30 protein-coding genes and 1 pseudogene are annotated in these 23,660 nt (G+C 43.8%); 22 read left to right on the plus strand and 9 right to left on the minus strand.

The window, feature by feature from the left end; translation table 11 throughout:
* The first annotated feature begins 29 nt into the window (after positions 1 to 29).
* Together LCL91_RS07390 and fumC are read left to right on the plus strand one after the other, a co-directional pair.
* Entirely contained in the window at positions 30 to 1,979 is a 1,950-nt protein-coding gene (locus LCL91_RS07390; RefSeq protein WP_224881738.1) for a TRAP transporter permease, read from the plus strand.
* A gap of 184 nt (positions 1,980 to 2,163) precedes the next feature.
* A complete protein-coding gene (gene fumC, locus LCL91_RS07395; protein WP_224881330.1) occupies positions 2,164 to 3,552 on the plus strand; it encodes a class II fumarate hydratase in 1,389 nt (462 codons plus the stop codon).
* A 58-nt stretch (positions 3,553 to 3,610) separates the two neighbouring features.
* Here the strand turns inward: fumC and LCL91_RS07400 are convergent, their stop codons facing one another.
* Positions 3,611 to 3,802, minus strand: coding sequence for a hypothetical protein (locus LCL91_RS07400; RefSeq protein ID WP_098445502.1), 192 nt, complete (start codon positions 3,800 to 3,802; stop codon positions 3,611 to 3,613).
* A 231-nt stretch (positions 3,803 to 4,033) separates the two neighbouring features.
* On the opposite strand from LCL91_RS07400, the gene LCL91_RS07405 reads away from it, so the two are divergent.
* Positions 4,034 to 5,029, plus strand: a complete 996-nt coding sequence (locus LCL91_RS07405) for a sigma-70 family RNA polymerase sigma factor (protein WP_224881332.1) — start codon at positions 4,034 to 4,036, stop codon at positions 5,027 to 5,029.
* Between the two features lie 39 nt (positions 5,030 to 5,068).
* A pseudogene (locus LCL91_RS07410) lies at positions 5,069 to 5,479 on the plus strand (carcinine hydrolase/isopenicillin-N N-acyltransferase family protein); the annotation flags it as partial.
* A 98-nt stretch (positions 5,480 to 5,577) separates the two neighbouring features.
* On the opposite strand, the gene LCL91_RS07415 reads toward LCL91_RS07410, so the two are convergent.
* Positions 5,578 to 5,925: a general stress protein gene (locus tag LCL91_RS07415; protein ID WP_224881334.1), complete on the minus strand. Its 348-nt coding sequence runs from the start codon at positions 5,923 to 5,925 to the stop codon at positions 5,578 to 5,580.
* A gap of 194 nt (positions 5,926 to 6,119) precedes the next feature.
* On the opposite strand from LCL91_RS07415, the gene LCL91_RS07420 reads away from it, so the two are divergent.
* Positions 6,120 to 6,500 carry a DUF1499 domain-containing protein gene (locus LCL91_RS07420; protein WP_098445499.1) on the plus strand — a complete coding sequence of 127 codons (381 nt, stop codon included), beginning with the start codon at positions 6,120 to 6,122 and terminating at the stop codon, positions 6,498 to 6,500.
* A gap of 39 nt (positions 6,501 to 6,539) precedes the next feature.
* Here LCL91_RS07420 and LCL91_RS07425 read toward each other — a convergent pair whose 3' ends face one another.
* On the minus strand, positions 6,540 to 7,361 hold the full coding sequence (locus tag LCL91_RS07425; protein WP_224881336.1) for a TerC family protein: 822 nt from the start codon (positions 7,359 to 7,361) through the stop codon (positions 6,540 to 6,542).
* A gap of 175 nt (positions 7,362 to 7,536) precedes the next feature.
* Here LCL91_RS07425 and LCL91_RS07430 point away from each other — a divergent pair, with 175 nt between their 5' ends.
* A complete protein-coding gene (locus LCL91_RS07430; RefSeq protein WP_224881338.1) occupies positions 7,537 to 8,058 on the plus strand; it encodes a type 1 glutamine amidotransferase domain-containing protein in 522 nt (173 codons plus the stop codon).
* Positions 8,059 to 8,096: 38 nt separating this feature from the next.
* On the opposite strand, the gene LCL91_RS07435 is transcribed toward LCL91_RS07430, so the two are convergent.
* Entirely contained in the window at positions 8,097 to 8,645 is a 549-nt protein-coding gene (locus tag LCL91_RS07435) for a beta-class carbonic anhydrase (RefSeq protein WP_224881340.1), read from the minus strand.
* Between the two features lie 91 nt (positions 8,646 to 8,736).
* Here LCL91_RS07435 and LCL91_RS07440 point away from each other — a divergent pair, with 91 nt between their 5' ends.
* Complete coding sequence (locus tag LCL91_RS07440; protein WP_224881342.1) at positions 8,737 to 9,027, plus strand: DUF5327 family protein; 291 nt, start codon at positions 8,737 to 8,739, stop codon at positions 9,025 to 9,027.
* A gap of 37 nt (positions 9,028 to 9,064) precedes the next feature.
* Here LCL91_RS07440 and LCL91_RS07445 read toward each other — a convergent pair whose 3' ends face one another.
* Both LCL91_RS07445 and LCL91_RS07450 read right to left on the minus strand, forming a co-directional pair.
* The gene (locus LCL91_RS07445) at positions 9,065 to 9,577 is read right to left on the minus strand and encodes a GNAT family N-acetyltransferase (RefSeq protein WP_224881344.1); all 513 of its coding nucleotides are present in this window, start codon (positions 9,575 to 9,577) and stop codon (positions 9,065 to 9,067) included.
* A 156-nt stretch (positions 9,578 to 9,733) separates the two neighbouring features.
* The gene (locus LCL91_RS07450; RefSeq protein WP_224881347.1) at positions 9,734 to 11,191 is read right to left on the minus strand and encodes an aldehyde dehydrogenase family protein; all 1,458 of its coding nucleotides are present in this window, start codon (positions 11,189 to 11,191) and stop codon (positions 9,734 to 9,736) included.
* Between the two features lie 146 nt (positions 11,192 to 11,337).
* Between LCL91_RS07450 and LCL91_RS07455 the strand changes: the two genes are divergently transcribed.
* Entirely contained in the window at positions 11,338 to 11,607 is a 270-nt protein-coding gene (locus tag LCL91_RS07455; RefSeq protein WP_224881349.1) for a hypothetical protein, read from the plus strand.
* On the opposite strand, the gene LCL91_RS07460 is transcribed toward LCL91_RS07455, so the two are convergent.
* Genes LCL91_RS07460 through pxpB form a run of 3 tightly spaced genes read right to left on the minus strand, consistent with a single transcriptional unit; the run spans position 11,604 to position 14,013 of the window.
* Entirely contained in the window at positions 11,604 to 12,527 is a 924-nt protein-coding gene (locus tag LCL91_RS07460) for a biotin-dependent carboxyltransferase family protein (RefSeq protein ID WP_224881351.1), read from the minus strand. The two genes, LCL91_RS07455 and LCL91_RS07460, sit on opposite strands and share 4 nt — an antisense overlap.
* Complete coding sequence (locus tag LCL91_RS07465; protein ID WP_224881353.1) at positions 12,524 to 13,291, minus strand: LamB/YcsF family protein; 768 nt, start codon at positions 13,289 to 13,291, stop codon at positions 12,524 to 12,526. The genes LCL91_RS07460 and LCL91_RS07465 overlap by 4 nt, the downstream gene beginning before the upstream one ends.
* Positions 13,288 to 14,013, minus strand: coding sequence for a 5-oxoprolinase subunit PxpB (pxpB, locus tag LCL91_RS07470; RefSeq protein ID WP_224881356.1), 726 nt, complete (start codon positions 14,011 to 14,013; stop codon positions 13,288 to 13,290). Before pxpB ends, LCL91_RS07465 begins: the two co-directional genes overlap by 4 nt.
* A gap of 188 nt (positions 14,014 to 14,201) precedes the next feature.
* On the opposite strand from pxpB, the gene fliW reads away from it, so the two are divergent.
* The 14 genes from fliW to flgK all read left to right on the plus strand — a co-directional run bounded on the left by fliW (position 14,202) and on the right by flgK (position 23,651).
* Positions 14,202 to 14,651: a flagellar assembly protein FliW gene (gene fliW / locus LCL91_RS07475; protein WP_224881359.1), complete on the plus strand. Its 450-nt coding sequence runs from the start codon at positions 14,202 to 14,204 to the stop codon at positions 14,649 to 14,651.
* Positions 14,652 to 14,885: a carbon storage regulator CsrA gene (csrA, locus tag LCL91_RS07480; RefSeq protein WP_224881361.1), complete on the plus strand. Its 234-nt coding sequence runs from the start codon at positions 14,652 to 14,654 to the stop codon at positions 14,883 to 14,885.
* Between the two features lie 128 nt (positions 14,886 to 15,013).
* A complete protein-coding gene (locus tag LCL91_RS07485; protein ID WP_224881363.1) occupies positions 15,014 to 15,289 on the plus strand; it encodes a VOC family protein in 276 nt (91 codons plus the stop codon).
* 166 nt (positions 15,290 to 15,455) lie between these two features.
* Complete coding sequence (locus LCL91_RS07490) at positions 15,456 to 16,295, plus strand: flagellin (RefSeq protein ID WP_224881365.1); 840 nt, start codon at positions 15,456 to 15,458, stop codon at positions 16,293 to 16,295.
* A gap of 443 nt (positions 16,296 to 16,738) precedes the next feature.
* Positions 16,739 to 17,077, plus strand: coding sequence for a flagellar protein FlaG (gene flaG, locus LCL91_RS07495; RefSeq protein WP_224881367.1), 339 nt, complete (start codon positions 16,739 to 16,741; stop codon positions 17,075 to 17,077).
* A 108-nt stretch (positions 17,078 to 17,185) separates the two neighbouring features.
* Positions 17,186 to 18,658, plus strand: coding sequence for a flagellar filament capping protein FliD (gene fliD, locus LCL91_RS07500; protein WP_224881369.1), 1,473 nt, complete (start codon positions 17,186 to 17,188; stop codon positions 18,656 to 18,658).
* 1 nt (position 18,659) lies between these two features.
* Positions 18,660 to 19,043: a hypothetical protein gene (locus tag LCL91_RS07505; RefSeq protein WP_224881371.1), complete on the plus strand. Its 384-nt coding sequence runs from the start codon at positions 18,660 to 18,662 to the stop codon at positions 19,041 to 19,043.
* Positions 19,044 to 19,054: 11 nt separating this feature from the next.
* Positions 19,055 to 19,429: a flagellar export chaperone FliS gene (fliS, locus tag LCL91_RS07510; protein ID WP_224881373.1), complete on the plus strand. Its 375-nt coding sequence runs from the start codon at positions 19,055 to 19,057 to the stop codon at positions 19,427 to 19,429.
* Between the two features lie 23 nt (positions 19,430 to 19,452).
* The gene (gene motA, locus LCL91_RS07515; RefSeq protein WP_224881375.1) at positions 19,453 to 20,271 is read left to right on the plus strand and encodes a flagellar motor stator protein MotA; all 819 of its coding nucleotides are present in this window, start codon (positions 19,453 to 19,455) and stop codon (positions 20,269 to 20,271) included.
* Positions 20,264 to 21,034, plus strand: a complete 771-nt coding sequence (motB, locus tag LCL91_RS07520; RefSeq protein ID WP_224881377.1) for a flagellar motor protein MotB — start codon at positions 20,264 to 20,266, stop codon at positions 21,032 to 21,034. Before motA ends, motB begins: the two co-directional genes overlap by 8 nt.
* Before the next feature lie 16 nt (positions 21,035 to 21,050).
* Positions 21,051 to 21,482: a flagellar basal body-associated FliL family protein gene (locus tag LCL91_RS07525; RefSeq protein ID WP_224881380.1), complete on the plus strand. Its 432-nt coding sequence runs from the start codon at positions 21,051 to 21,053 to the stop codon at positions 21,480 to 21,482.
* Positions 21,483 to 21,594: 112 nt separating this feature from the next.
* On the plus strand, positions 21,595 to 21,855 hold the full coding sequence (gene flgM, locus LCL91_RS07530; RefSeq protein WP_224881381.1) for a flagellar biosynthesis anti-sigma factor FlgM: 261 nt from the start codon (positions 21,595 to 21,597) through the stop codon (positions 21,853 to 21,855).
* Positions 21,856 to 21,869: 14 nt separating this feature from the next.
* The gene (locus LCL91_RS07535) at positions 21,870 to 22,340 is read left to right on the plus strand and encodes a flagellar protein FlgN (RefSeq protein WP_224881382.1); all 471 of its coding nucleotides are present in this window, start codon (positions 21,870 to 21,872) and stop codon (positions 22,338 to 22,340) included.
* Between the two features lie 30 nt (positions 22,341 to 22,370).
* Complete coding sequence (gene flgK, locus LCL91_RS07540; RefSeq protein ID WP_224881383.1) at positions 22,371 to 23,651, plus strand: flagellar hook-associated protein FlgK; 1,281 nt, start codon at positions 22,371 to 22,373, stop codon at positions 23,649 to 23,651.
* Positions 23,652 to 23,660: the final 9 nt, after the last annotated feature.

Below are 23,660 nucleotides of genomic sequence, written 5' to 3' on the forward strand. Positions count from 1 at the left end.
CTCCGAAAACGAAGGAAGATAAAGAGCAGATGACAGACGAACAAACGCAGGAACTAATGGCGAAATTCGATCCTGAAGCAGGGCATCGAAGGCTGACGGGTATTATTGGATGGATCGCTCTTGCCGGGCTTGTAGGTTTTTCTGTATTTCAGCTTTATACAGCCATATTTGGCGTTTTCACAGCCCAGCTGCAGCGTTCCATTCACTTAGCATTTGCGCTCGGCCTTATTTTTCTTTTATTCCCAGCTTCCAAAAAGAAGCTGCGTAATAAAACAAAAGGAAGATTTCAAGTAGCCTGGTATGATGGGCTTCTTGCAATAATTGGCGTGTACGTGGGAATGTACTGGCCGCTAAACTTCGAAGAACTTGTTTTCAGAGTTGGGCGTTTAACAACGCTCGATTTAATCGTCGGTTTCCTTGCGATCGTACTTGTGCTAGAAGCCACTCGTCGTGTTGTAGGCTTGCCCATCACAATTATTACATCAATTTTTTTGCTTTATGCATACCTTGGCCCATATATGCCTGGATTTCTACAGCATCGCGGGTTAAGCATCGATCGGATTATTCGATCCATGTACTATACGACAGAAGGAATTTTAGGAACGCCGCTCGGGGTGTCTTCAACCTTCATTTTCCTCTTCCTTCTCTTTGGCGCTTTTCTCGTCAAAACGGGGGTTGGGCAGTATTTCAATGATCTCGCTTTAGTCATTGCAGGAAAGCGTGTTGGTGGTCCTGCCAAGGTAGCGATCTTCTCAAGTGCGCTTCAAGGAACGATTAGCGGAAGCTCGGTTGCGAACGTTGTTACGTCCGGATCGTTTACAATCCCAATGATGAAGCGACTCGGATACCGAAAAGAGTTCGCTGGTGGTGTTGAGGCAGCGGCTTCAACTGGTGGGCAGCTCATGCCACCGATTATGGGCGCTGCGGCATTCCTTATGGTGGAATTTATCGGAGGTATTACGTATTGGGAAATTGCGAAAGCCGCCACAATTCCAGCCTTGCTTTATTTTACTGGAATCTGGATTATGACTCATTTTGAAGCAAAGCGAATTGGCTTACGGGGATTAACGGAAGATGAAATGCCAAATCGAAAAGCCGTGCTCGCTCGGATTTATCTTCTTTTTCCGATCGTTGCGGTTATTTTCTTCTTAATGTCAGGGACGTCCGTCACGCGTGCGGCTCTTTATGCAATCTTATCTGCCATAATTGTAGGAGCAATTAATAAAGAAACGCGCATGGGAATTGGTGATTTTATTGATGCTCTTGCGAACGGTGCGCGAACGGCCTTAGGTGTAGCGGCTGCAACGGCTGCAGCGGGTATGATTGTTGGTGTCGTGACGCTTACCGGACTCGGATTAAAGCTCGCGAATAGCCTCGTATCTCTTTCGGGGGAAAATTTGTTGCTCACGCTTTTCTTTACAATGATCGCCTCGCTTATTCTCGGAATGGGATCACCCACGACGGCAAACTATGTGATTACATCGACGATTGCGGCTCCGGCTTTAATCGTATTATCTGTACCTGAGCTCTCAGCGCATATGTTTGTGTTCTATTTCGGAATTGTCGCAGACATTACACCGCCGGTTGCGCTTGCAGCATTTGCGGCAGCAGGGGTGTCGGGGGGAGAGCCTCTTAAAACAGGCGTGCAATCCGCTAAGCTCGCGATTGCCGCGTTTATCATTCCCTACATTTTCGTGCTCTCACCTGAGCTTATGATGATTGATACGACGTGGCAAAGCCTTCTCTGGGTACTATTTACATCGTTAACAGGTATGATCAGCATTGGCGCAGGTATGATTGGTTACTGGTACCGTCGCACACATATTGTTGAGCGAATCGCAGCTGTAGCGGCAGGCGTTATGCTCATCTATCCTGAGGGTTCAACGGATCTATTTGGACTTGGGCTGTTTATCGCGTTACTTACGCTACAGTTTATTATTAAGCAAGACGATCAGAAAAAAGAAGTTGCAAATGCTTAAGAAGTCGCTCAGCGTATGAGCGGCTTTTTCTATGAAAAATGCTCGTATCTCCTGATTCCCGGTATTAGGAGAGTGTGTTATGATGAAAGCGTCGTCATAATGAGAAATTTATTTGAAGAGAAAGGACTTCTCTTTTTTTTATCGAAGTGGAACCTGTTAGCTTATACTCTGAAGGAGGATCACAATGGATTATCGAATTGAACGAGACACAATTGGAGAAATCAAAGTACCAGCAGATAAAATGTGGGGTGCACAGACGCAACGAAGCAAACAGAACTTTAAAATAGGCAATGAGCAAATGCCGCTTGAAGTAGTAAAAGCATTTGCGATGTTGAAAAAGGGCGCAGCGCTCGCAAATCAGCGTCTTGGTAAGCTTGAAGATGTGAAAGCTGAAGCCATTGTGAAGGCAGCGGATGAAGTCATTAATGGCGATCATAATGAACACTTCCCACTCGTTGTATGGCAGACTGGAAGTGGAACGCAGTCCAACATGAATATGAATGAAGTGCTCGCATTTCGTGCGAATGAACTTTTACAAGAACAGGGAAGTGAAGAACGTATTCATCCAAATGATGACGTGAATAAGTCCCAATCTTCCAATGATACGTTCCCAACAGCGCTGCACGTTGCGGCTGTTCTTTCTGTTGAGGATCATCTGTATCCAGCTCTTATTGAGCTGAAAGAAACTCTCTATCAAAAAATGCAGGACAATGAACATATTATTAAAATTGGACGTACGCACCTTCAAGATGCAACGCCACTGACGCTTGGTCAAGAAATTAGCGGCTGGCATCGTATGCTTGTGAAGTGTGAGAATATGCTTCTTGAAAGTGTGAAATATATGAAGGAGCTGGCGATTGGTGGAACAGCGGTAGGAACGGGGCTTAATGCTCATCCGAAGTTCGGCGACATGGTAGCGGAAGAAATTAGCAACATGACGGACAAGACGTTCGCGTCAGCTGAAAATAAATTCCACGCCCTCACGAGCCATGATGAAATTGTTCACGTTCACGGAACGCTAAAAGCACTTGCGGCTGATCTGATGAAAATCGCAAATGATGTACGCTGGCTTGCAAGTGGACCGCGCTGTGGTATTGGTGAACTGACTATTCCAGCAAATGAGCCGGGGAGCTCAATCATGCCAGGTAAAGTTAACCCTACGCAGAGCGAAGCGCTTACGATGGTAGCAGCGCAAGTAATGGGAAATGATGCAACAATTGGTTTTTCAGCGAGTCAGGGTAACTTTGAACTAAATGTCTTTAAGCCAGTTATCATTTATAACTTCCTTCAGTCATCGCGTTTACTCGCAGACGGAATGAAGTCCTTTAACGATAATTGTGCAGTAGGCATTGAGCCAAATGAAGAAGTGATTCAAGATTACTTGAAAAACTCGCTTATGCTTGTTACAGCATTGAACCCGCATATCGGGTATGAAAACGCGGCGAAAATTGCGAAAAAAGCGCATGAAGACGGTACAACGCTACGTGAATCTGCTCTTGAGAGCGGCCTTCTGACAGCCGAGCAGTTCGATGAGATCGTCCGTCCAGAAGATATGATTGCACCAAAAGAATAACGCAAAAAGCGGGATCATAGCGATCCCGCTTTTCGTTTCTTTCAGGAGTGGAAAGCGGTTACACTTTCCGAGGTAAAATGGCCATGATGCCTTTGTAGATCAAGACAAGTGCAAATAGCAGCGCTGCTAGAAAGCCAACAACTTCGAAGACCGGATTAAGACTCTCGAGGAATGAATCTGCTTCAGACAAACGAAGTAATGCAAACCCAGCAATCATAGCGGCTACGAAAAGCAATGTTCGATCCAACATATCAGCACTCCCTTTGAAAGAAATATTTTTATTGCCCTACAAATATATGCGGAGGGAGACGAGCGAAGAACTTATTTTTTGAAGGGGGGTCTGGCTCCTCTCTGACCCCCGATACATACATTTGTCCTCCTATAAAAGACAAAGCCAAAAAGAAAAAAGTTTCGGTTTATTGACGGAATCAATGGATGGGAAACGTCTATATAAGTGAAAGCTCTAGTGAGGTGAAAGAAGTTGACTGAATCAATTGTAGAATGGCAGACAGAAGAAGGGTTTCGGGAGGTGGTAAGTCGCTATGCGAATGCGCTCTATGCGGTTTCTTATAGTGTTCTTGGAGACTACCATCTCGCCCAGGATGTTGCGCAGGAAGCCTTTATAAAAGCCTACTTGAAGCGCCGTTCGCTGGATAACCCAGAGAAAATAGGTAGTTGGTTAACGAGTATTGCTCGAAATCTAAGTCTGGATTTAAAAAGACAACGAAAGCGGATAGTACAGGTGATGGAACAGTCCTTTCAAGAAAAGGCACTTGTTCATTTCCTTGAAAACAAAGAAACAGAAACAAGCGATCTTGTTTGGCTAGTGCTTTATGAGCTAAAGGAAGATGTTCGAACTGCTGTTGTGCTTCATTACATGGGCGGGTACTCGATGGCAGAGATTGCTTCCATGTTAGCTTGCTCCACCTCTGCAATTGAAAGTCGAATCCGAAGAGCTAGAGTGAAGATGAAAAAGGAGATGAATGAGTTGGTAGAAAAGAACTTAAGTGAGCAGAACGTTAGAGATGAATTTGAACGGAAAGTATTTAAAGAATTGCGTCTTCGCAGTGCCTTATTTGATCAAGTGGAGTTAACGGGCGCCAACTTTATGAATTCAAACTTAGCTCAATCGAACTTTTCGGATGCATATATGGTTGAAGCAACATTTAAGAACATCAATATGAGTGGAATTTCATTTCGAGATATTGATCTTAGTGACTTAAAAGTTGAGGATGCGCAAATGGGTGGTGCGGTTTTTCGAAATATCGGCTTACCCCCTGAAGATCATCTTGCAGCGGGAAGAAGAGAAGAGCACATGCCGATTCTTTTTGAAAAATGTGATCTACATGGAAGCACGCTGACTGATTGTAACCTAAAAGGTGTGAAAATCGAGAAGTCTGAGGTTGAAGGTATGACGATTGACGGGATTTCTGTCGAAGAATTATTAAAGGTTTACAAGGAGAAAAAGAGTGAGTGATCTAAAAGTTTCGATCGAGTCTTATCGAGGCCCCATGCTGATGAGTATAATTACTCACTAACGGATGATTCAGGTCAATCAGCGGTTGTTGAAATTGGACCTTCGGGTAGCGATGTGAGACGTAAAGAAACGCTTTATTGCACAAATCATTTTCAAAAGTCTAACTCGCCTCAGGCATCAGAAAGCTCAATTCAACGATTAACCTATCTAGAAAATCAACCGTTTGTTGAAATGGAGGAATGGTTTGATGAATTTAGAAATCCAGCTTCCTCCCTATTTTTTAGAGATTACGACAATCTCTTTGGAACGCTTCATACTGTCATGATGAACCCGAAAGAACGATTATTTAAAACGGTGATAGCGGGAGGGGAAGAAGTGATTACGATTCATTTTCAAGATTGGATTAATGGGGGCACAGTAAATAATAGGAATATAAGTGTAATGCTTTAAAGCGGTAGGGGTCAGGCTCGTGCCTGACCCCTATGCTACTTTCACCAACGCAAAAAAAGCCGCTGATTCAAACCGAATCAGCAGCTTTTGCTTATCCCTTACTTCCACTCTGTTACTTTATCTGTATCCGTTACAAACAAGAAGATCTTACCTTTATCCATTTCTTCTTCATAGCGCTCAGATTCTTCTTTCGAAAATCCGATTTCTTGCATTTTGCTTCGCAGTTCGTCGCCTTTTTTACTAAATACGTTCTTCAGGCTGCTAAGCCCCATTTCTTTTTTGCCAATCGTGTTCGCATCAACGCCGTCTGCAACGCGCTCTGTACGGTCGTCGTCATGGGAAAGCACGTAGATGTCATCTTTTGAGACGCCGATATTGCTTAGCTCCTCGATATCACTTTTTAGTTTCTCATCGTTTTGATATTCACGTACTACTGGTCTACTCACAATATTGCCTCCTTCAAAGATTAAAATCCTGTTTTTTTGATCACACGAGTACTATTCACGCTATACGAGAGTTCTAAACGAGAAAATTGCACATCAATGTGCTGCTTTTTTAAGACATTGTAAGGCATAATAAGTTCAAATGGTGAAGCGATAGGGTATAGATAGAATAGAAAAGATTAATGGAGGCGATCGAAGTGAGTTCAGAACAATTAGGCGTGAAAGAAGGGAAACTTGCTCCCTGTCCAGATAAACCAAACTGCGTATCGAGTCAAAGTACTGATGAGAAGCATGGGATGAAGCCAATTCCGTATAACGGGACGGCAGAAGAAGCATTAACAAAGTTAAAAACAATCCTAACCAATCGAAAGCGTACCGAAATTGTAGAAGCAGATACCCACTACATACGAGCGGAGGAGAAGTCAAAGCTGTTTAAATTCGTTGATGATATCGAATTTTACATTGATACAGCAAGCGAAAATATTCATTTTCGTTCCGCTTCTCGGACCGGATACTCAGATATGGGTGTGAATAAAAAGCGGATGAATGAAATAAGAGAAGCGTTTCAAAACGCATAAAAAGAGCAGGTGCCAAGTCAGGCACCTGTTATTTTGTAGTTAAAAATCATTCGCTTCATTCTTTTCTTCTTCAAGCGTATCTTCATTCTCGTCTTCTCGTTCTGTTTCCTTACGTTCTGAAGATAAAAACCAGCCGCCAAGGGCAATGGCAACTAGGACACCCCAGAACGTGATTTTCCACGCAGTTTCTTTCGGGAAATCTTCTGCGAGGATGCCGAGGTTTGGATGCGCAAGCGTATAGACAGCGAGCTTTACCCCAACCCAGCCGACAATCGCAAACGCAGCGGTTTCTAACCCAGGTTTACGATGCAAAAGCCTCACAAAATAATTTGCAGCGAATCGCATAATAATCAGCCCAACAATTCCTCCTGTTAAGATCACAAGGAATTGACCACCATCCATGCCACCAATTCGCGGTAAATTTGTATTTGGAAGCGTTAATGCTAAGGCGACGGCCGCCAAAATGGAATCAACTGCAAAAGCAATATCAGCAAGCTCTACTTTTAGAACGGTTGTCCAAAAGCCAGCCCCTTGCTGAGAATTCTTTTCTTTTTTGCTTTCTTTTCGATCGTTTAAGAAAAACTTTTTAACAAGATGATTTAAACTAAGAAACAGCAAGTAAATGGCGCCAATGGCCTGTACCTGCCAAATATCGACGAGAAAAGAAATGATGAAGAGAGAGCCAAAGCGAAAGACAAATGCTCCGCCAAGTCCATAAAACAAGGCTTTTTTGCGCTTTTTTGGATCAAGGTGCTTGACCATAATCGCCATGACGAGGGCATTGTCTGCTGCTAGCACCCCTTCAAGACCGATTAAAACGAGTAGCACCCAGGCATATTCCAGTAAAAGACCAACATCCATGGTTATCTCTCCTTTACCTTCTCATTAGTATTCCCAGATGGACAGGGCCATACTAGAGAATACATGCATATAAAGGCAGATCTATCCTGAGCTGGAATCAGTTCTGATAAAGATGAACGTTCATCGTTTTGAAATCCAAGAAAAATGGTATAAGGTAAAGAGTGGAGGTGGAAATATGCGTTTAGAAAATAAAAAAGTCATTAGTCTTGTTCATCATGAATATGAAGATCTCGAGCTAACCTATCCTTATTATCGTCTTATTGAAGAAGGCGCTACGGTTCATTATGTTGGTGAGAAAGCAGGAGAGAAGTACGTTGGAAAATACGGCGTACCGGTCATTTCCGATTATGCTTATGCAGACATTAACCCTGCAGACTACGACGCGATTCTTGTTCCAGGTGGCTGGGCACCAGATAAAATCCGCCGTTTCCCTGAAGTATTAAAAATGGTGCAGCATATGGAGGAAAATAAGAAACCAATCGGCCAGATTTGCCATGCCGGATGGGTCTTAATTTCTGCGAAGGTGTTAGAAGGAAAGAAAGTAACGAGTACGCCAGGAATCCGTGATGACATGGAAAATGCCGGCGCTACGTGGATTGATGAGCCTGTTGTTGTTGATGGTCATCTTGTATCTGCGCGTCGCCCGCCGGATCTTCCACAGTATGGAAAGGCTTTTGCTGACCTTTTAGCGAAATAATAAAAAGCGCGCGTCTCAATTGAGGCGCGCGCTTTTTATTATTCTGTCACTTGATCTAACTTTCCAGTTGCAGGGTCAATCACAAGTCCGTGAACAGGAAGGTCTTTTGGAAGTAGTGGATGATTCTCAAGGATCGACACACTGTTGCGAACGCCGTCTTGAACGGTTGTAAACCCTTCAAGCCATGAGTCAAGATCGATGCCAGCATGCTCCATGGTAGAAACGACTTCTTTCGTTACGCTCTCTTCGATTTTATGTCGCAACGCATCTGGCTTCACTTTCCCCATTCCACAATCATGGTGGCCGATTACCCATACTTCTTCAGCTTGAAGCTCATAAACGGCAACGAGAATACTACGTACGACGCTATCGAACGGATGAGTCACGATTGCCCCTGCGTTTTTAACCATTTTTACGTCACCATTTTTTAAATTCATCGCGCGTGGAAGAAGTTCAACAAGACGCGTGTCCATACAAGAAAGGATGACAACTTTTTTATCTGGCAGACCAGTGGTTTCGTATGGGACATATTCCTTGTTTTTCACAAATTCCTCATTAAATTTCAGAGCTTCTTGAAGAGTATCCATTGTTTAATCTCCCTCTCATTTCATTTTTTATTTCGTTTGTAGTTTGGTACACTAGGGATAAAAGATCCTTCACTAAAAGGAGTTTACCGATATGAAAGATATCCCCATTGATCAGCTGATTCAGCAAATGAATACACGTATGAAACAGCTTACTTATAACGTTGAAGAAAATGATGCGGATGTGAACGGCATTCGTGAAGAGCTCATTGCGATTAAAACATACTGCGACATGCTACTTCAGGCATCGGGAAGCAGTCGTCCAAAGACGCCTTCTGCACCTTCCCCTAAGCCACTCCAACAAGTCGCACCCGTTCAACAACCTCTTGCATCAAAACCGATGAAAGACGATGATGCGAACGAAGATTCAATCTTTGACTTTTAACGAAGAGCCGCCCATGAGCGGCTTTTTGTGTGCCGTCTTAGACGCCGAACGCTTTCGGATACACAACTTCTCCGCTCACGTCTTTTAAAGCACCCTTCTTAAGTTCTTTCACCATAAACGCATCTCCTGCATCAAATGGGCCAGAAAGCTTCTGCTCAGAAGCAGGAAGGAAACCGAATTTTGGGTAGTATTCTTTATGACCAAGTACGACGACGTGTCGGTATCCTAGTGAAGTCGCTCTCATCATGCCATCTTGGATAAGCATACTTCCGATTCCTTCCCGCTGGAACTCAGGCACAACTGCAACAGGAGCAAGTGCAAGAGACGTGAGGTCTTCTTTTTCTGTTGAAATAGTGATTTCACTAAAAAGAATGTAGCCGACTGGATCACGTCGATTATGTAGCGCCACAAGAGAAAGCTCCGGGACAAAGTAGGCAGAATCCCGAATCTCTTTAACCAGCGTGACCTCATCTTCTCCACCGAACGCTTTTTGTAAAATGGTTGAGATTTCCTCATGATCCTGTAACTTCTCTTCACGAACTTCAATCATGCTTCCATCTCCTTTTCTCTATCTATTTTTTCAAAAATGAAAATAAAAAGCAACAATATAGCTGTCCTCCCATTATTTCCCGGGTAACTCATTTTTACTTAGGGAAAGGGAGCGCACGAAAAAAAGCCCTCGAGCGAATCGAGGGCTTTCAACGACTTATTGGAAAAATGGATACTGACGACGTTCTTGCTGAACGGAAATCCATTTCACAGTTGTAAATTTATCAAGAGCCCATTCGCCGCCGAAACGGCCAAGGCCTGATTCTTTTTCGCCACCGAAGGCCATGTGTGCTTCATCGTTTACCGGCTGGTCGTTAATGTGTACCATGCCCGTTTCAATTTGATGCGCAACCTGAACTCCGCGGTTTAAGTCGCGAGAGTGAACGGAACCACTAAGGCCGTACGGAGAGCCGTTTGCGATTTCAATCGCTTCGTCTACCGTGCTAAATTTAATGATTGGCGCAACGGCACCGAAAATTTCATCTTTCGCAATTGGCATGTCATTCGTTACGTTCGTTAAAATAACCGGGTGCATCACATTACCTTCGACTTCGCCACCAAGAATTTTCTCAGCGCCTTGCTCTAGTGACGCGTTAAGCGATTCTTGAATACCCTCAACAGCATCTTTGTTGATCAGTGGACCAACAGCTGTTTTCGCGTCAGACGGATCGCCAACTTGAAGGGAAGCGACTTTTTCTTTAAATGCTTCTACGAATTTGTCGTGAATGCTTTCATGCACAATAATGCGGTTGATTGCCATACATATTTGACCTTGATGCAAGAATTTACCGAATGCCGCTGATTCAGCTGCCTGATCGATATCGGCATCATCAAGTACGATAAATACGTTGTTACCGCCAAGCTCTAATGCTGTTTCCTTAATGTTCTTACCTGCAAGCTCACCGATATGCTGACCGACTTCCGTTGAACCTGTGAAGGAAATCAATTTTGGAATTGGGTGTGTAACGAACGCATCGCCAATTTCAGAACCGCGTCCTGCTACGACGTTTAGCACGCCTTTCGGAAGTCCTGCTTCTTCAAAGAGCTCAGCGATTAGGAACCCTGCTGTAACAGGCGTTTCAGATGCTGGTTTTAGAACAACCGTGTTCCCAGTTGCGATCGCAGGTGCAACCGAACGCATGGAAAGGTGAAGTGGGAAGTTCCACGGTCCGATGACACCGATCACGCCTTTCGCGCTTTTATAAATGCGGTTTTCTTTTCCTGGCGTATCAGAAGGGGCGATTTGTCCCTTCATGCGATATGGGAACGATGCCGACTCTTTCACAACGCGAGTGGCAGCTGCCCATTCGACGTTCGCTTTGATCTTCGTACTGCCTGATTCTTTCACAAGCCAGTCAACGATTTCTTCTTTACGTTCTGTCATAAGCGCCGCTACTTTATCGAGAATTTGCTGACGCTTTCCTGGTGTCGTCTGTGCCCAGGATTTTTGTGCTTCTTTTGCCGTTTTGTAAGCTTTATCAAGATCTTCTTCAGATGCTGAGTTTAATGTAAAAATTTCCTCACCGGAAAATGGATTATAATTTGTTACAGTTTTGTCACTAGAACCCGTAACCCATTCACCGTTAATGTATTGCTTCGTATATGTGTTAGCCATGAGTCATCCTCCTTTAGTGTACGTTAAAGAAGGTTCCCGAATGCTTAAAGGATTAAACATACTAGCGCACATGAATGTTTTTCCAACATAAAAACGGCAGGGAGGGACAAATTGATAGTAATCCCTAAAGAAAGGAGGGAGACAGAATGCCGGAACCATTCCCGTTTTTTAATCAAGGGGAAGAGATGAAAAATGCACATACGTATAACGTTTATGTGAATGACGATTATGTGGGCAATAAAATTTTGTTCTCTCAGTGTGAAAAGATTGAAGACCTGAGCGACTATTTAAATAGTAAAGGTTTCTACAATTTCCAGGCTGAAGCGGAAGGCGATCATTATCACTTGCAAATGACCGAACAAGATCAGGGGGAGGTTGTGAAGGACGAGCTTCACAGCTACCTCCGAATGCATTAGCGATGGATTCGCTCCCAAATGCGGAGCTTCTGTTCAACCTGTTTCGCTGCTTCTTGGGCTTCTTCTACCGTTATTTCTTGAAAGCGAATTTTCCCGCCAGGAGGAAGCTGGGCAATGAGTGGCAAATCAGGACCAATCACTGTTCCAATCCGCGTGTATCCACCTGTCGTTTGCCGATCTGCAAGCAGGATAATCGGCTGACCGTTCCCAGGTAGCTGGATGCCGCCAAGCGGAACTGCATCTGAAACAACGTTTGCTTCATGATTTGTTTTAAGCTCAGATTGAAGGCGGTAGCCCATCCGATTGGATTGCGGCGACACATCATGAGTTATAGCGAAAAAATCCGAAACGACCTTATCCGAAATTTGCTCATGATGAGGTCCTTTCACAACGCGTACGATAACATCACGATCATAATCAGGAATCTCGGTGAAAAACAGCCCGGTTCCTGCTTTTTGTTTTCTAGGCTCACCTACGAGTTCATCACCTTTTTCAAGCTTTCGTCCAAGACCTGCTGGTTCATATACGGAGCGGCTTCCCATGTATTCTTTTGCATGAAAGCCACCTGAAACAGTGAGATAGGCACGAACGCCCTGGCGAGGCTGTCCAAACTCGAGCACCTGCCCTTTTTTAATGACGACCGACTTCCAGAGTGGAATGCGTCTTCCATTGATCATCGGTGACAAATCACCACCGGTAACAGAAATCACAAACGTTTCTTCTGCAATCAGTTCTGGCCCCTGCATCGTAACCTCAAGACCTGCCGCCCCTCGTTCATTTCCAACTAGAATATTACCAACCTGAAGAGCGAAGCGGTCAAGCGCTCCAGATGCCGGAACACCGTACTTTAAATACCCGACACGACCTAAATCTTGATACGTTGTATACAATCCTGGTTTTTCGACTGAAAATAACTTCACCGGTTTCCGATCCTTTCCATCTCAATATTTTCTTCATCAAACCGCCTCCGAAGCGCCTTAATAAACGCAAGCGCTGACGACTCATCTCCGTGCACGCAAACGGTATCCGCTTCAATCGCAATGATTGAACCATCCACGGCTGTTACCGTTCCTTCTTTCACCATTTGAATCACCTGCTCAATCGCCGCCTGCTCATCGCGAATCATCGCATTTTTTTCAACGCGCGGTGTAAGCGAACCGTCAGGCTGGTACGTCCTGTCGGCAAACACTTCAGACGCATAAGGTAGTGCAGCGTCCTGCGCAGCGCGAATCAGTTCTGAATTAGCCAGTCCAAAGAGTATAAGCTCTGAATCAAAATCTTTTACAGCCTGCGCAATGGCATTTGCGAGCTCAGGATCCTTCGACGCCATATTGTAAAGCGCCCCGTGCGGTTTCACATGCTGAAGAGGCACTTCATGCGCCTTGCAGAACCCGTGCAGTGCTCCGATTTGATAAAGAACGAGCGAGTACGTATCCTCTGGTGTAATGTTCATATTGCGACGGCCAAAACCAACTAAATCAGGAAATCCAGGGTGCGCCCCGATGCCAACGTGATGCTCTTTCGCCCATTCGACTGTTTTATTCATAATGTGTGGATCACCAGCATGATAGCCGCATGCAATATTGGCGGAAGATACGAGCTCAAGCACCTGTTCATCCTGACCAACCACATAAGTACCAAAGCTTTCCCCAAGATCGCTGTTTAAATCAATGCGAAACGTCATTGTGATTCCTCCCTGCGTTCAAGTTCGTACGTCCCAACCTCAACTTCACGCTGAATGCGCTTAAATTCATCATCTGTAATCGATGTAAACCGTAAATAATCGCCCTGCTCAAACAAAAACGGCTCTTCTTTTCCTGCATCAAAAAGCTTTAGCGGCGTGCGTCCAATAATATTCCAGCCGCCAGGTGAATCGAGCGGGTAAATCCCAGTCTGACTTTCAGCAATGCCAACGGATCCAGCTGGAACGGCCTGTCTTGGATTTTCAAGGCGCGGCATCGCGATTCGTTCATCTAAGTCACTTAAGTAAGGAAATCCTGGTAAAAAGCCGATCATGTTAATGAGATAATCACGCTTTGTATGTAAGTCGATCACTTCTTTGGTGGAAAGGTTGTTGGCAGTCGCGAGATTTTCAAGGTCCGGACCATAGGTGCCTCCGTAAACAGTTGGAATCGTGATCACCGTTTTCGTCTTTTGGTAATGTGCGTCCATTTCATTCGCGATCGGTTGAAGAACGTTCGTGATTTGCTCATATGAAAGCTTCCATGGCTCATAGTAAACGGCCACAGAATCATAGGCTGGCACCCATTCCGTGATCCCAAGGTGCTTGTGGTGATTGAGCTTATTACAAAATGATTGAATGTTATTCGTAAGAGCAGCTGAAATGTCTTCATCAAAACAGCATTTCACTGCTGCTTCACCGAGCGGATAAAAGGTGATTTTCATGACGCTTTCTCCTTTCCTGTTGACCGTAATGTTAATTAAGAATAGACCTTCGACACGATTCTTCTTTTTCAGCGGTTCTCTATTACGGTAAGTTTACCGAAATTTCAAAAAGACAACAAATTATCCATGGAAAAAAGCACTATAGGCCTTATAATGAGGGTACACACTGATCAAAAAAGGAGATCGCTATGAAATTACATACTGCACGCTTTGGAGAAATGGATATCACCGAAGAACGTCTCGTCACGTTTGAAAGTGGCATCCCTGGCCTTGAGCACTTTACAACTTACTGTCTATTACCCGCCGACGACAAAGATGAGTCTCCTTTCTACTTTTTACAATCCACGGAAGAAAGCGGCCTCTGCTTTTTCCTCGCAGATCCGTTTTCCTTTTATCCGAATTATGAAGTAAACCTTGACGATAGCACGCTCGCTCAGCTTAAGCTAACCGATCCAGCCCACGCGCTCGTGCTCTCGATTCTAACCGTTCAAGGGTCACTGAAAGAAGCGACGATGAATTTAAAAGCACCGCTTATATTTAACACTGAAGAACATACTGGAAAACAGCTTGTCCTAAAACAGGAGTATGGCATCAAAGAACCTCTCTTAAAGCAAGTGAACACAGAGGAGGCGGAGTAAATGCTCGTACTTGGACGTAAAAAAGGCGAATCAATTGTCATTAATGATGAAATTGAACTTAAGATTATTAGCATTGACGGTGATACGGTGAAGCTTGGAGTAGAAGCACCGAAGAACATCGCCATCCACCGAAAAGAAGTATATGAAGCGATTCAATCAGAGAATAAGCTTGCCGCGATGCAGGAATTTAGCTTGGAGGATTTGAAGGAGTTTCAGAAGAAAACGAAATTGTAGTAGGAGCTTGACGAGTTTCTTTGAAGGCGTTTATCAAGTGAACATTCGTGTGCGGGATATAAAGAATGCAGTGAACTGGTATGAAGAAATGCTCGCTTCACGTTATGAAGAATTATGGTGGTACCGTAGTGCTCAGAGTTGGAGAAGGGCAGACGGCGATTTGTTTGATTGAGTTGAAGGAAGGGGAAGAGCTTCCTACGGCTGATACGAGCGGGACTTATCTGGTGCTTCATTTAGCGGTGGAGCATGCGGAAACGTTTAAAAGTGAATTGCGAGAGCGTGGCGTTTCAGTTGATGAAGAAGCTGGAGTGGCACATTTTAAGTTTTATGATCCGGATGGAAATGGGCTTGAGACTTATTTGCCTGGACTATATGAGAAGGAAGAATATGCGCATTCAAGATAAATTCTTATTAGGAGTGGAACCGCTATCTTTAGGATGCGGTTCTTTTTTGAATATTTTTCAAAAAGTATTAAACATCCTAAAACGCCTGCCGATAATAGTGGTGTTAGGAAGTCCAAACGGATGTGGATTTTCTTGATAAAACCAATTACATGGAGGTAGATTTTAAATGATTATTAATCACAACTTAGCAGCAATGAATACTTACAATCAGATGGGTGCGAACCAAGCAAATTCTTCAAAAAACATGGCGAAACTTTCTTCAGGGCTTCGTATTAACAATGCAGCTGATGATGCAGCAGGTCTTTCAATTTCTGAAAAAATGCGCGCTCAAATTCGTGGGCTTGATCAGGCTTCGCGTAATGCACAAGATGGTATCAGCCTTTTGCAAACAGCTGAGGGCGGATTAAATGAAGCTCATTCTATCCTGCAACGTATGCGAGAATTGAGTGTGCAAGCAACAAATGATACTAATATTTCAGAAGACAGAACAGCAATTAAAACTGAACTGGATGAGTTAGCAACAGAATTAGAAACAATTAATACAAGAACAGCTTTCAACAAGCAAACTCTTCTTGATGGTAAGACCGGTGATGGTAGTGGGAGTGTCACCCTTCAAGTAGGGGCTAATTCAAAAGAAACCATGGTAATGGATTTTACTCAAAAAGGGATAGATTTAACCGCTGTAATTACCGATGTAAAAGGAGCGATTGATGTTACTGACGCTACTACAACTGATGTAATGTTGGTTGCAGTAGAGACGGCCATCCAAGATGTAAGTGCCGGTCGTTCACAGATTGGAGCTTACCAAAACCGTCTTGAGCACACAATCAATAACCTTGGGACTTCAGCTCAAAACCTAACTGCCGCAGAATCACGTATCCGCGACGTAGACATGGCAAAAGAAATGATGGATTTCACTAAGAACAACATTCTTAACCAGGCGTCACAAGCAATGTTGGCTCAAGCCAATCAAAGTTCTTCTGCAGTTCTTCAACTGTTAAGATAATTGATTGAACAGGGCGTCTTATTCGGTAACGGGTAAGAGCATAACCGGGTGAATTGCTGGAACTTCCTTAAGCTTGATTCCCCACAACGTGACTGGAAACGGTGAGCGTGATGGGTTGAAAAGAATCAAGATTGGATAATCAGCAGCCAAGCTCCTGTCTCGAAAGAGTGGAGAAGGTTCAACGACTAGGATATACCGTCTAAGGCGAAAGCGATGATGATGAAATCCGTAGGGTGGCAAACGCCATTCGAAGTGCCCGGCCCTTTCGAACACGAGAGGTGAAGATATAGTCTATTCTGTATCCGAAAGGAACAGCGGCAAAGCAAGCCAACCAACAGCCGCAAGCTGTACTACAACTTCTACGTTAATTTACTCACAAGGTGGTCTTCAACTGAAGGCCACCTTTTTTAACAACAAATTGATTAGGAATTGGGGATTAACTGATGGAACTAAGAGACGTTTCAACTGCACCTATTGGATCAACTAAATTAACTCAGACAACTAATACTGAACTGTATAAAAAGACCGAAAAGCATAAGGTACAAGAAAAAGTTTTATCAAAAGAAACCGTCGAGAACCACATACAAACTCTCAATACCTATCTGGAACCATCTCAAACCTCACTAAAATTCCAACTCCACGACAAACTAAACGAATACTACGTCCAAATCATCGACACGCAAACTGACGAAGTGATCAAAGAAATCCCTTCAAAAAAGTTCCTTGATCGCTACGCGGCAACGGCTGAGCTGTTAGGCTTTATGGTCGATCAAAAAATCTGAGCGTTTGAACTCTCGATGGAGGGTTCTTTTTTAGGTCTTTTTACACCTTAAACAATTCCCTCCCCCTGCCGATAGTATCAATAGAAGGTATGAACGGAGGAGATGTTCATGAGAATTTCCGGGTTAGCGACGGGGATGGATACAGATCAGATGGTAAAAGATCTCATGATGGCGGAGCGAATTCCGCTCGATAAATTATCTCAGAAGAAACAAACGATGGAGTGGCAAAAGGAATCGTATCGTGAGTTGAATACGATGATGTCGGATATGCGAAGCACGGCCTCATCGATGCGGTTGCAGTCTGGTTACAATGCTTTTAAAACCGTTTCATCTAACACAGGTGCTGTTACTGCGAAAACGACATCTGCTTCTGTTCCAGGTTCTTATTCGGTTACCGTTAACGAACTCGCCCAAAGCGCCAAGTTCACATCAGGACAAGCGATTCAAAATGAAGCGGGCAGTGCGGCGAAGGGAACAGATAAAGTACTTCAAACAGGTGAAGCGGATACGACGCTTCAGCTTACAAATAGCAAAGGACAAGCAGCTTCCATTACGATCACCGCATCAGATACCTTCAAAAGTCTCGCCGAAAAAATCGCCGGTGCGACTGATGGTACAACAGGTGAATCACTTGGCTTACGAGCAAGCTTCGATGACACAACCTCTCGCTTTTTCATTTCATCGAAAGCGATGGGCGGGGATGAGTCATTCACGCTTGGGTTTACTGAACCAACAGTAGAAAGTCGTATTCTCGGTGGCGCCGCGAATACTGCACAGGGGAAATATGGTTCAGTGACGTTTGATGGGATTGTTGTCGATAACCTCAAAACAAACACTACGACGATTAATAACCTAAAGCTTGATTTAATTCAAAAAGGGACTTCCACCGTTTCGGTCCAAAGTGATGTTCAGGCTCCTTTTGACATGATTAAAAATTTTGTTGAGAAATACAACGAGTTCATTGAGAAAGCACAGGGGATGCTGACTGAAAAGCGAAACCGCGATTTCCCTCCGCTCACAGATGCGCAAAGAGAAGATCTTACCGAAAAAGAGATTGAACTTTGGGAAGAGAAAGCGAAAAGCGGGATGCTGCAAAGTGATGCGACGGTTCGTGGGATTGTGAGTGATCTCCGCAATGCCTGGATGTCACCGGTTAGCGGAATCCCTGCAGGAGAGCTTAGTATGCTTTCGCAAGTTGGGATCAACACCGGTTCTTATCAGGATGGAGGCAAGCTTTTTATCGATGAAGCCAAATTAAAGAGTGCCTTAGAACAAAAGCCAGATCAGGTGATGAATCTGTTTACGAGCGGCACAGAAGGCATTGGCGATCGGCTGTATGACTCCGTTAACAAAGGGATTGACCAGCTAGGAAAAAAAGCAGGGACGCCTGGAACGCTTGTTGATAGTAGCTTTCTTTCTACGAGATTAAAAGATTTAGATGAACAAATGGAAAACTGGGAAGATAAGCTCGTGACGATTGAAGATCGATATTGGAAACAGTTCTCTGCACTTGAAACGGCGATGAGTCAGCTCAATCAGCAAAGTGCTTGGGTACAACAAAACTTACTTGGTGGGATGTAAAATGAGAAGAATTGATGCGTTAAATCAACTGCATGTGGTGACAAACCAAATCGCAAAATCACTTGGTGAAATCAAGCCATCCATGAATGAAGATGGGACAGAAAAGCTTGACGGTATTAATTATATGATCACACGTCGTGAGGAAACAATTAAACTATTAGACGAAGCGATGGAGACAGAAGGCAAAGATTGGACGGAAGATGAGCAAGGACTATTACAACAGCTAAGCGCTCTTGAAGAGATGATTCAACCGAAGCTGTCGGAGCTTTATTCAGCTTTTTCGGATCAAATGAGACGTTTCCAGCAAGGAAAAGCAGCATCGAATAATTATAAGTCTAAGACAGCCACATATTCGGACGGCGCCTTTTTCGATCAGCGCAAATAGGAGGAATTTTTATGGCTATGAAAAATCCATACCAAACGTATCAAACTAATGCAGTCGCAACGTCATCGCCTCAGGAATTAACGTTAATGCTTTATAACGGCTGTATCAAATTTATTCGTCTGTCCTCTATTGCGATGGAAAAAGGCGATATGGAAGTGAAGAACACGAATATCATTAAAGCGCAAAACATCCTATATGAACTGCGTTCGTCCTTAAATATGGAAGTGGATCTCTCCCAAACGATGGATGCGCTCTATGAGTATATGATTTCGCAACTTGTAACGGCGAATATTCAAAACGACGCTAGCATTTTAAAGGAAGTCGAGAACTTAGCTGAAGAGTTCCGGAATACGTGGAAGCAAGCGATGGAACAGGCCAAGAAGTAAGTTAAACAAAGAGGGTGAAAGCAATGGAAAAAACATCTCTGTTCGGTGTGCTCCTCGGTTTTTTCGTCTTAGTTGGCGGATTAATTCTCAAGGGTGCGAATCCGGCTGCTCTATTAAATCCCGCTGCCCTCGTCATTATTTTTGTTGGGACAGCGGCAGCACTACTTATTGCATTTCCATTTAACGAGATTAAGAAATTCCCAACATTATTAAAAATTATCTTTTCTAATCAGAAGCTTCTTAGTGAAAAAGAGCTGATTCCGATGTTTCGCGAGTGGGCGACTGTTGCTCGTCGTGAAGGACTCCTTTCGCTTGAAAATAATCTTGAAGAAATTGATGATGATTTTCTAAAAGGCGGCTTCCAAATGGTGATCGATGGTCATTCACATGAAGCGATTGAGGAAATTTTAGTCGAAGATATTGAAGCGATGAAAGAACGTCACAGGATGGGAGCGGGGATCTTTACTCAGGCTGGTACGTATGCCCCGACGCTCGGCGTTCTTGGCGCGGTCGTTGGGCTTGTCGCAGCGCTTAGTCACCTTGGGGATATGGAGCTCCTTGGGAAGTCGATTGCGGCGGCGTTTATCGCAACGCTTTTTGGGATTTTCACAGGTTACGTTCTTTGGCATCCGTTCGCAAATAAGCTGAAGCGTAAATCTAACGCTGAGGCTCGAATTAAAATGATCATGCTTGAAGGGTTACTGGCAGTTCAGTCAGGCGCATCGCCTCGTATGGTAGAAGACAAGCTTCTCGTCTACTTGCCAAGTAAGGAACGAAACCTTGACGATGAAAAGAAATCAAGTCAATCAGAGATGGGCGAAGGAGTAGGCGCAGATGCGTAAGAAGAGACATGAAGAGCATGAGGATCACGTCGACGAAAGCTGGCTCATTCCATATGCCGATATGTTAACGCTTCTACTAGCGCTTTTTATCGTTCTTTTTGCGGCAAGTACGGTTGATGTGAAAAAGTATGAAGCGATGTCTCAATCTTTTCAGGAAGTGTTAAGTGGAGGAACTGGGATTTTAGAAGGCGAGCCAGCAATGCTCGACCCAGAAGATGGTTCCTTTGTCGGTATGACGGATGAGCCGGAGAAAGAAGAGGCAGACGATCCGGAAGAAAAAGCGGTTGAACAGGATCAAAATAAGCTTGAAAAATTACAGGGGCGTATTGATGAGTATATCGCCGATGAGGATCTTGATTCCTACTTAAAAACGAAGCTAACAGAAGAAGGACTGTTGATTACGATTAAAGAAGCAGCACTCTTTCAAAGCGGGAAAGCGGTGTTAACAGGGGGTGCAAAACCACTGGCCAAGCAAATTTCAGATCTTCTCGTTACAGATCCACCGCGTCGGATTACGGTAACCGGTCATACGGATGATCGCCCGATTAAAACGTCACAGTATCCCTCGAACTGGCATTTAAGTTCTGAACGTGCGCTGAATTTTATGACAGAGTTATTGAATAACAAGAAGCTTAATCCAAAGTTATTTAGTTTTACAGGATACGGAGAATATCGCCCAATCGATTCAAATAAAACGGAAGAAGGTAGAGCAAAGAACCGAAGAGTTGAAGTGCTCATTCTTCCATACAACGTAGAAAACTAGAATAAGAGGTGAAAGAATGAAACGAATTCTAATAATCTTCTTAACAGCTCTTGGTATTGTCGGGGCTGGGGCTGCCGCAGCTGTGTTATTTCTCGATATTGATTTAAAAAAAGTGGTGGCGCAGGAAGAGAAAGAACCAACAGCGGAAGAGCTTGCCGCAAGAAGCTTTACGATGGAACCACTCACAACAAATTTATCATCCGATCATTTTGCGATTGTGCAGCTGAACTTGCTAGCCGATCATGAGAAAAGCTATAAAGAACTTGAAGTTCGTAATCCCGAATTAAAAGCGATCGTGATCTCAACGTTAGCCGGTCTTACAAAAGAAGATTTGAAAGGCTCTGAAGGTCTTAAAACGTTTGAAGAATCGATCAAAAACGAAGTGAATCAAGTGCTGCATGACGGAAAGGTCGAACGTGTTCTCGTCACGGACTTTAAAATTCAGTAAGCGGTTAACTTTTTTCAAGAAATTTCCGATAATAACGGTATAATCCTCAAATTCGGGTACGAATAATAGAATAGGAGTAGTATGTTAAACTATCGGAAAGAGGTGACCGGATATGAATATTAATAAACCATCAGCACCACCAATTGTAAACCCTTACCAGAAGCATAATCCTGTTACGAAAGTAGAGCAGGTGAAAAAAGCTCCTCGAGAAGATGAGCTTCAAATTTCAAACAAAGCGAGAGAACTATACGACATGAAGACCGAACAAGAGCGCGAAGCGAAAGTAACGGCCATCAAGAAGCAGATTGAAGAAGGTACGTATCGTGTCGACAGTCAGAAGACAGCTGAGAAGCTGTTTGATCAGTGGTTTTAACAGGAGGCGGCACGATGGGACAGGAACTTTTAGAGGTTATGGGTGAAATGATTCGTCTTCATGAGAAGTTAATCGTTCTTTCTGAAGAAAAACAAGAAGCGTTAGTAGAACGAGACGTAAAGCGATTGACAGAAGTCATGAACAAAGAAAAGGAGCTTCTTCAAAAACTTCGTAGTAGTGAAGAGAAGCGGCAGCAGATTACACATAAGCTTGCAGGTCAAACAGACCAAACGCTTAAAGACGTTTTAGGGTTGTTAAGTCCCCCAGTTAAACGAATGGTCGAAAATCGAGCGGCTGATTTAAAAGAAAAAGCGGAGAAACTTCAGCGTATGAATGACTTAAACGAAGAGTTGTTAAGGGATGGGATGGCCTTTATTCATCATATGATTGGTCATTTAACGACATCAAATCAATCGATCACTTACGGCAGGCCCAACCAGAAGCCACTGCAAACACCGCGAGGATATTTTGATACGAAAGCCTGAGGGATCAGGTTGAGAAAGGAACGGATTTGAATGACGTCTACGTTTCATGGATTAGAAGTCGGTAAGAGAAGTCTCTACACGCAACAAACGGCTCTTACGACAACAGGTAATAATATCTCAAATGCGAATACTCCCGGATATTCGAGGCAGCGAGTGGATATGCACGCAACGTCTTCCATACCGTATCCTTATCAAACTGGTAGCTCATCCTCACAGCTTGGGACTGGTGTAAGTGTTGAATCGATCGAACGTGTTCGTTCTGAATATCTGGACAGTCAGTATCGCGAGCGAAATGGTCAATTAGGAGCTGATTCGACGAAGCTTGAAACGCTTCAACAAATCGAAGAAATGACGAGGGAACCAGGCAACGGACTAAGTGCGTCCCTCGATCGCTTCTTCTCAGCGTGGGAAGATCTTGCTTCAAACCCAGATAGTCTTGCGGCTCGTGCAGTTCTTGTGGAACGGTCAGACGAACTGCTATCGCAGGGGAAAACGTTAAATGATGGGTTAGCGAGTCTATCAGAAAGTTTGAATGACCAAATGACAGCGGTGAATAATCAGATCAATGCCATCTCCTCACAGATTGATAGCTTAAACAAAGAAATTGCGTTAAAACCTGAAGCGAACGAGTTAAAAGACCGACGTGACCTTTTAATGGATGAAATGTCAGGACTGAACGCACAAAATACAGGGAAACTTGAAGGTCTGAAGCAGTCATTAAGCGAAGTGAATAACTTTCAAAGTGATTTAAATGAAGTGTTTAATCAACTCATTAATGGATCTGGTATGAATAACGTGATGACGTCTGGTTTTTCACTAATCAAAGATGCCAACGGTACGATGCAACAAGGAAAGGCGATGTTTGATACAAGTGGGACTGGCGCTACATTTCTTGAAAAAGTCAGTGTGAATCAAGAAGTAAAGGCCAATCCAGCTACGATCGCTGCTTCTTCTACTAATCTTGCAGTGAGTAATGGGGATATCGCCACTAAAATAAGCGATTTAAAAAACGAAACACTTTCGTTTGATGTGGCAGGTTCAAACGTAAAGGCAGAAGCTAGTGTTAGCGACTTTTACGGTATGCTTATTTCAAAAATTGGCGCAAAGTCCCAGGCTACGGAACGATCTGTGGAAAGTCACCAGGCCGTCTTAAAGTCAATTGATCAAAACCGGATGTCAGTTAGTGGCGTCTCGCTTGATGAAGAGATGTCAAACCTCATTCAATTTCAACATGCTTATAATGCAGCAGCTCGCTATGTAAGCACAACTGATGAGCTTCTTGACGTCATTATTAATCGCATGGGCGTTTAGTAGAAAGGA

Source organism: Guptibacillus hwajinpoensis (assembly GCF_020171785.1).
Classification (GTDB): Bacteria; Bacillota; Bacilli; order Bacillales; family Guptibacillaceae; genus Guptibacillus; species Guptibacillus sedimenti.

What these genes read in the sequence shown, in the direction of transcription:
- LCL91_RS07390 (WP_224881738.1), top strand. Translation starts at nt 30, where the DNA reads ATGACAGACGAACAAACGCAGGAACTAATGGCGAAATTCGATCCTGAA.
- fumC (WP_224881330.1), top strand. Translation starts at nt 2,164, where the DNA reads ATGGATTATCGAATTGAACGAGACACAATTGGAGAAATCAAAGTACCA.
- LCL91_RS07400 (WP_098445502.1), bottom strand. Translation starts at nt 3,802, where the DNA reads ATGTTGGATCGAACATTGCTTTTCGTAGCCGCTATGATTGCTGGGTTT.
- LCL91_RS07425 (WP_224881336.1), bottom strand. Translation starts at nt 7,361, where the DNA reads ATGGATGTTGGTCTTTTACTGGAATATGCCTGGGTGCTACTCGTTTTA.
- LCL91_RS07430 (WP_224881338.1), top strand. Translation starts at nt 7,537, where the DNA reads ATGCGTTTAGAAAATAAAAAAGTCATTAGTCTTGTTCATCATGAATAT.
- LCL91_RS07435 (WP_224881340.1), bottom strand. Translation starts at nt 8,645, where the DNA reads ATGGATACTCTTCAAGAAGCTCTGAAATTTAATGAGGAATTTGTGAAA.
- LCL91_RS07440 (WP_224881342.1), top strand. Translation starts at nt 8,737, where the DNA reads ATGAAAGATATCCCCATTGATCAGCTGATTCAGCAAATGAATACACGT.
- LCL91_RS07445 (WP_224881344.1), bottom strand. Translation starts at nt 9,577, where the DNA reads ATGATTGAAGTTCGTGAAGAGAAGTTACAGGATCATGAGGAAATCTCA.
- LCL91_RS07450 (WP_224881347.1), bottom strand. Translation starts at nt 11,191, where the DNA reads ATGGCTAACACATATACGAAGCAATACATTAACGGTGAATGGGTTACG.
- LCL91_RS07455 (WP_224881349.1), top strand. Translation starts at nt 11,338, where the DNA reads ATGCCGGAACCATTCCCGTTTTTTAATCAAGGGGAAGAGATGAAAAAT.
- LCL91_RS07465 (WP_224881353.1), bottom strand. Translation starts at nt 13,291, where the DNA reads ATGACGTTTCGCATTGATTTAAACAGCGATCTTGGGGAAAGCTTTGGT.
- pxpB (WP_224881356.1), bottom strand. Translation starts at nt 14,013, where the DNA reads ATGAAAATCACCTTTTATCCGCTCGGTGAAGCAGCAGTGAAATGCTGT.
- fliW (WP_224881359.1), top strand. Translation starts at nt 14,202, where the DNA reads ATGAAATTACATACTGCACGCTTTGGAGAAATGGATATCACCGAAGAA.
- csrA (WP_224881361.1), top strand. Translation starts at nt 14,652, where the DNA reads ATGCTCGTACTTGGACGTAAAAAAGGCGAATCAATTGTCATTAATGAT.
- LCL91_RS07490 (WP_224881365.1), top strand. Translation starts at nt 15,456, where the DNA reads ATGATTATTAATCACAACTTAGCAGCAATGAATACTTACAATCAGATG.
- flaG (WP_224881367.1), top strand. Translation starts at nt 16,739, where the DNA reads ATGGAACTAAGAGACGTTTCAACTGCACCTATTGGATCAACTAAATTA.
- fliD (WP_224881369.1), top strand. Translation starts at nt 17,186, where the DNA reads ATGAGAATTTCCGGGTTAGCGACGGGGATGGATACAGATCAGATGGTA.
- LCL91_RS07505 (WP_224881371.1), top strand. Translation starts at nt 18,660, where the DNA reads ATGAGAAGAATTGATGCGTTAAATCAACTGCATGTGGTGACAAACCAA.
- fliS (WP_224881373.1), top strand. Translation starts at nt 19,055, where the DNA reads ATGGCTATGAAAAATCCATACCAAACGTATCAAACTAATGCAGTCGCA.
- motA (WP_224881375.1), top strand. Translation starts at nt 19,453, where the DNA reads ATGGAAAAAACATCTCTGTTCGGTGTGCTCCTCGGTTTTTTCGTCTTA.
- motB (WP_224881377.1), top strand. Translation starts at nt 20,264, where the DNA reads ATGCGTAAGAAGAGACATGAAGAGCATGAGGATCACGTCGACGAAAGC.
- LCL91_RS07525 (WP_224881380.1), top strand. Translation starts at nt 21,051, where the DNA reads ATGAAACGAATTCTAATAATCTTCTTAACAGCTCTTGGTATTGTCGGG.
- flgM (WP_224881381.1), top strand. Translation starts at nt 21,595, where the DNA reads ATGAATATTAATAAACCATCAGCACCACCAATTGTAAACCCTTACCAG.
- LCL91_RS07535 (WP_224881382.1), top strand. Translation starts at nt 21,870, where the DNA reads ATGGGACAGGAACTTTTAGAGGTTATGGGTGAAATGATTCGTCTTCAT.
- flgK (WP_224881383.1), top strand. Translation starts at nt 22,371, where the DNA reads ATGACGTCTACGTTTCATGGATTAGAAGTCGGTAAGAGAAGTCTCTAC.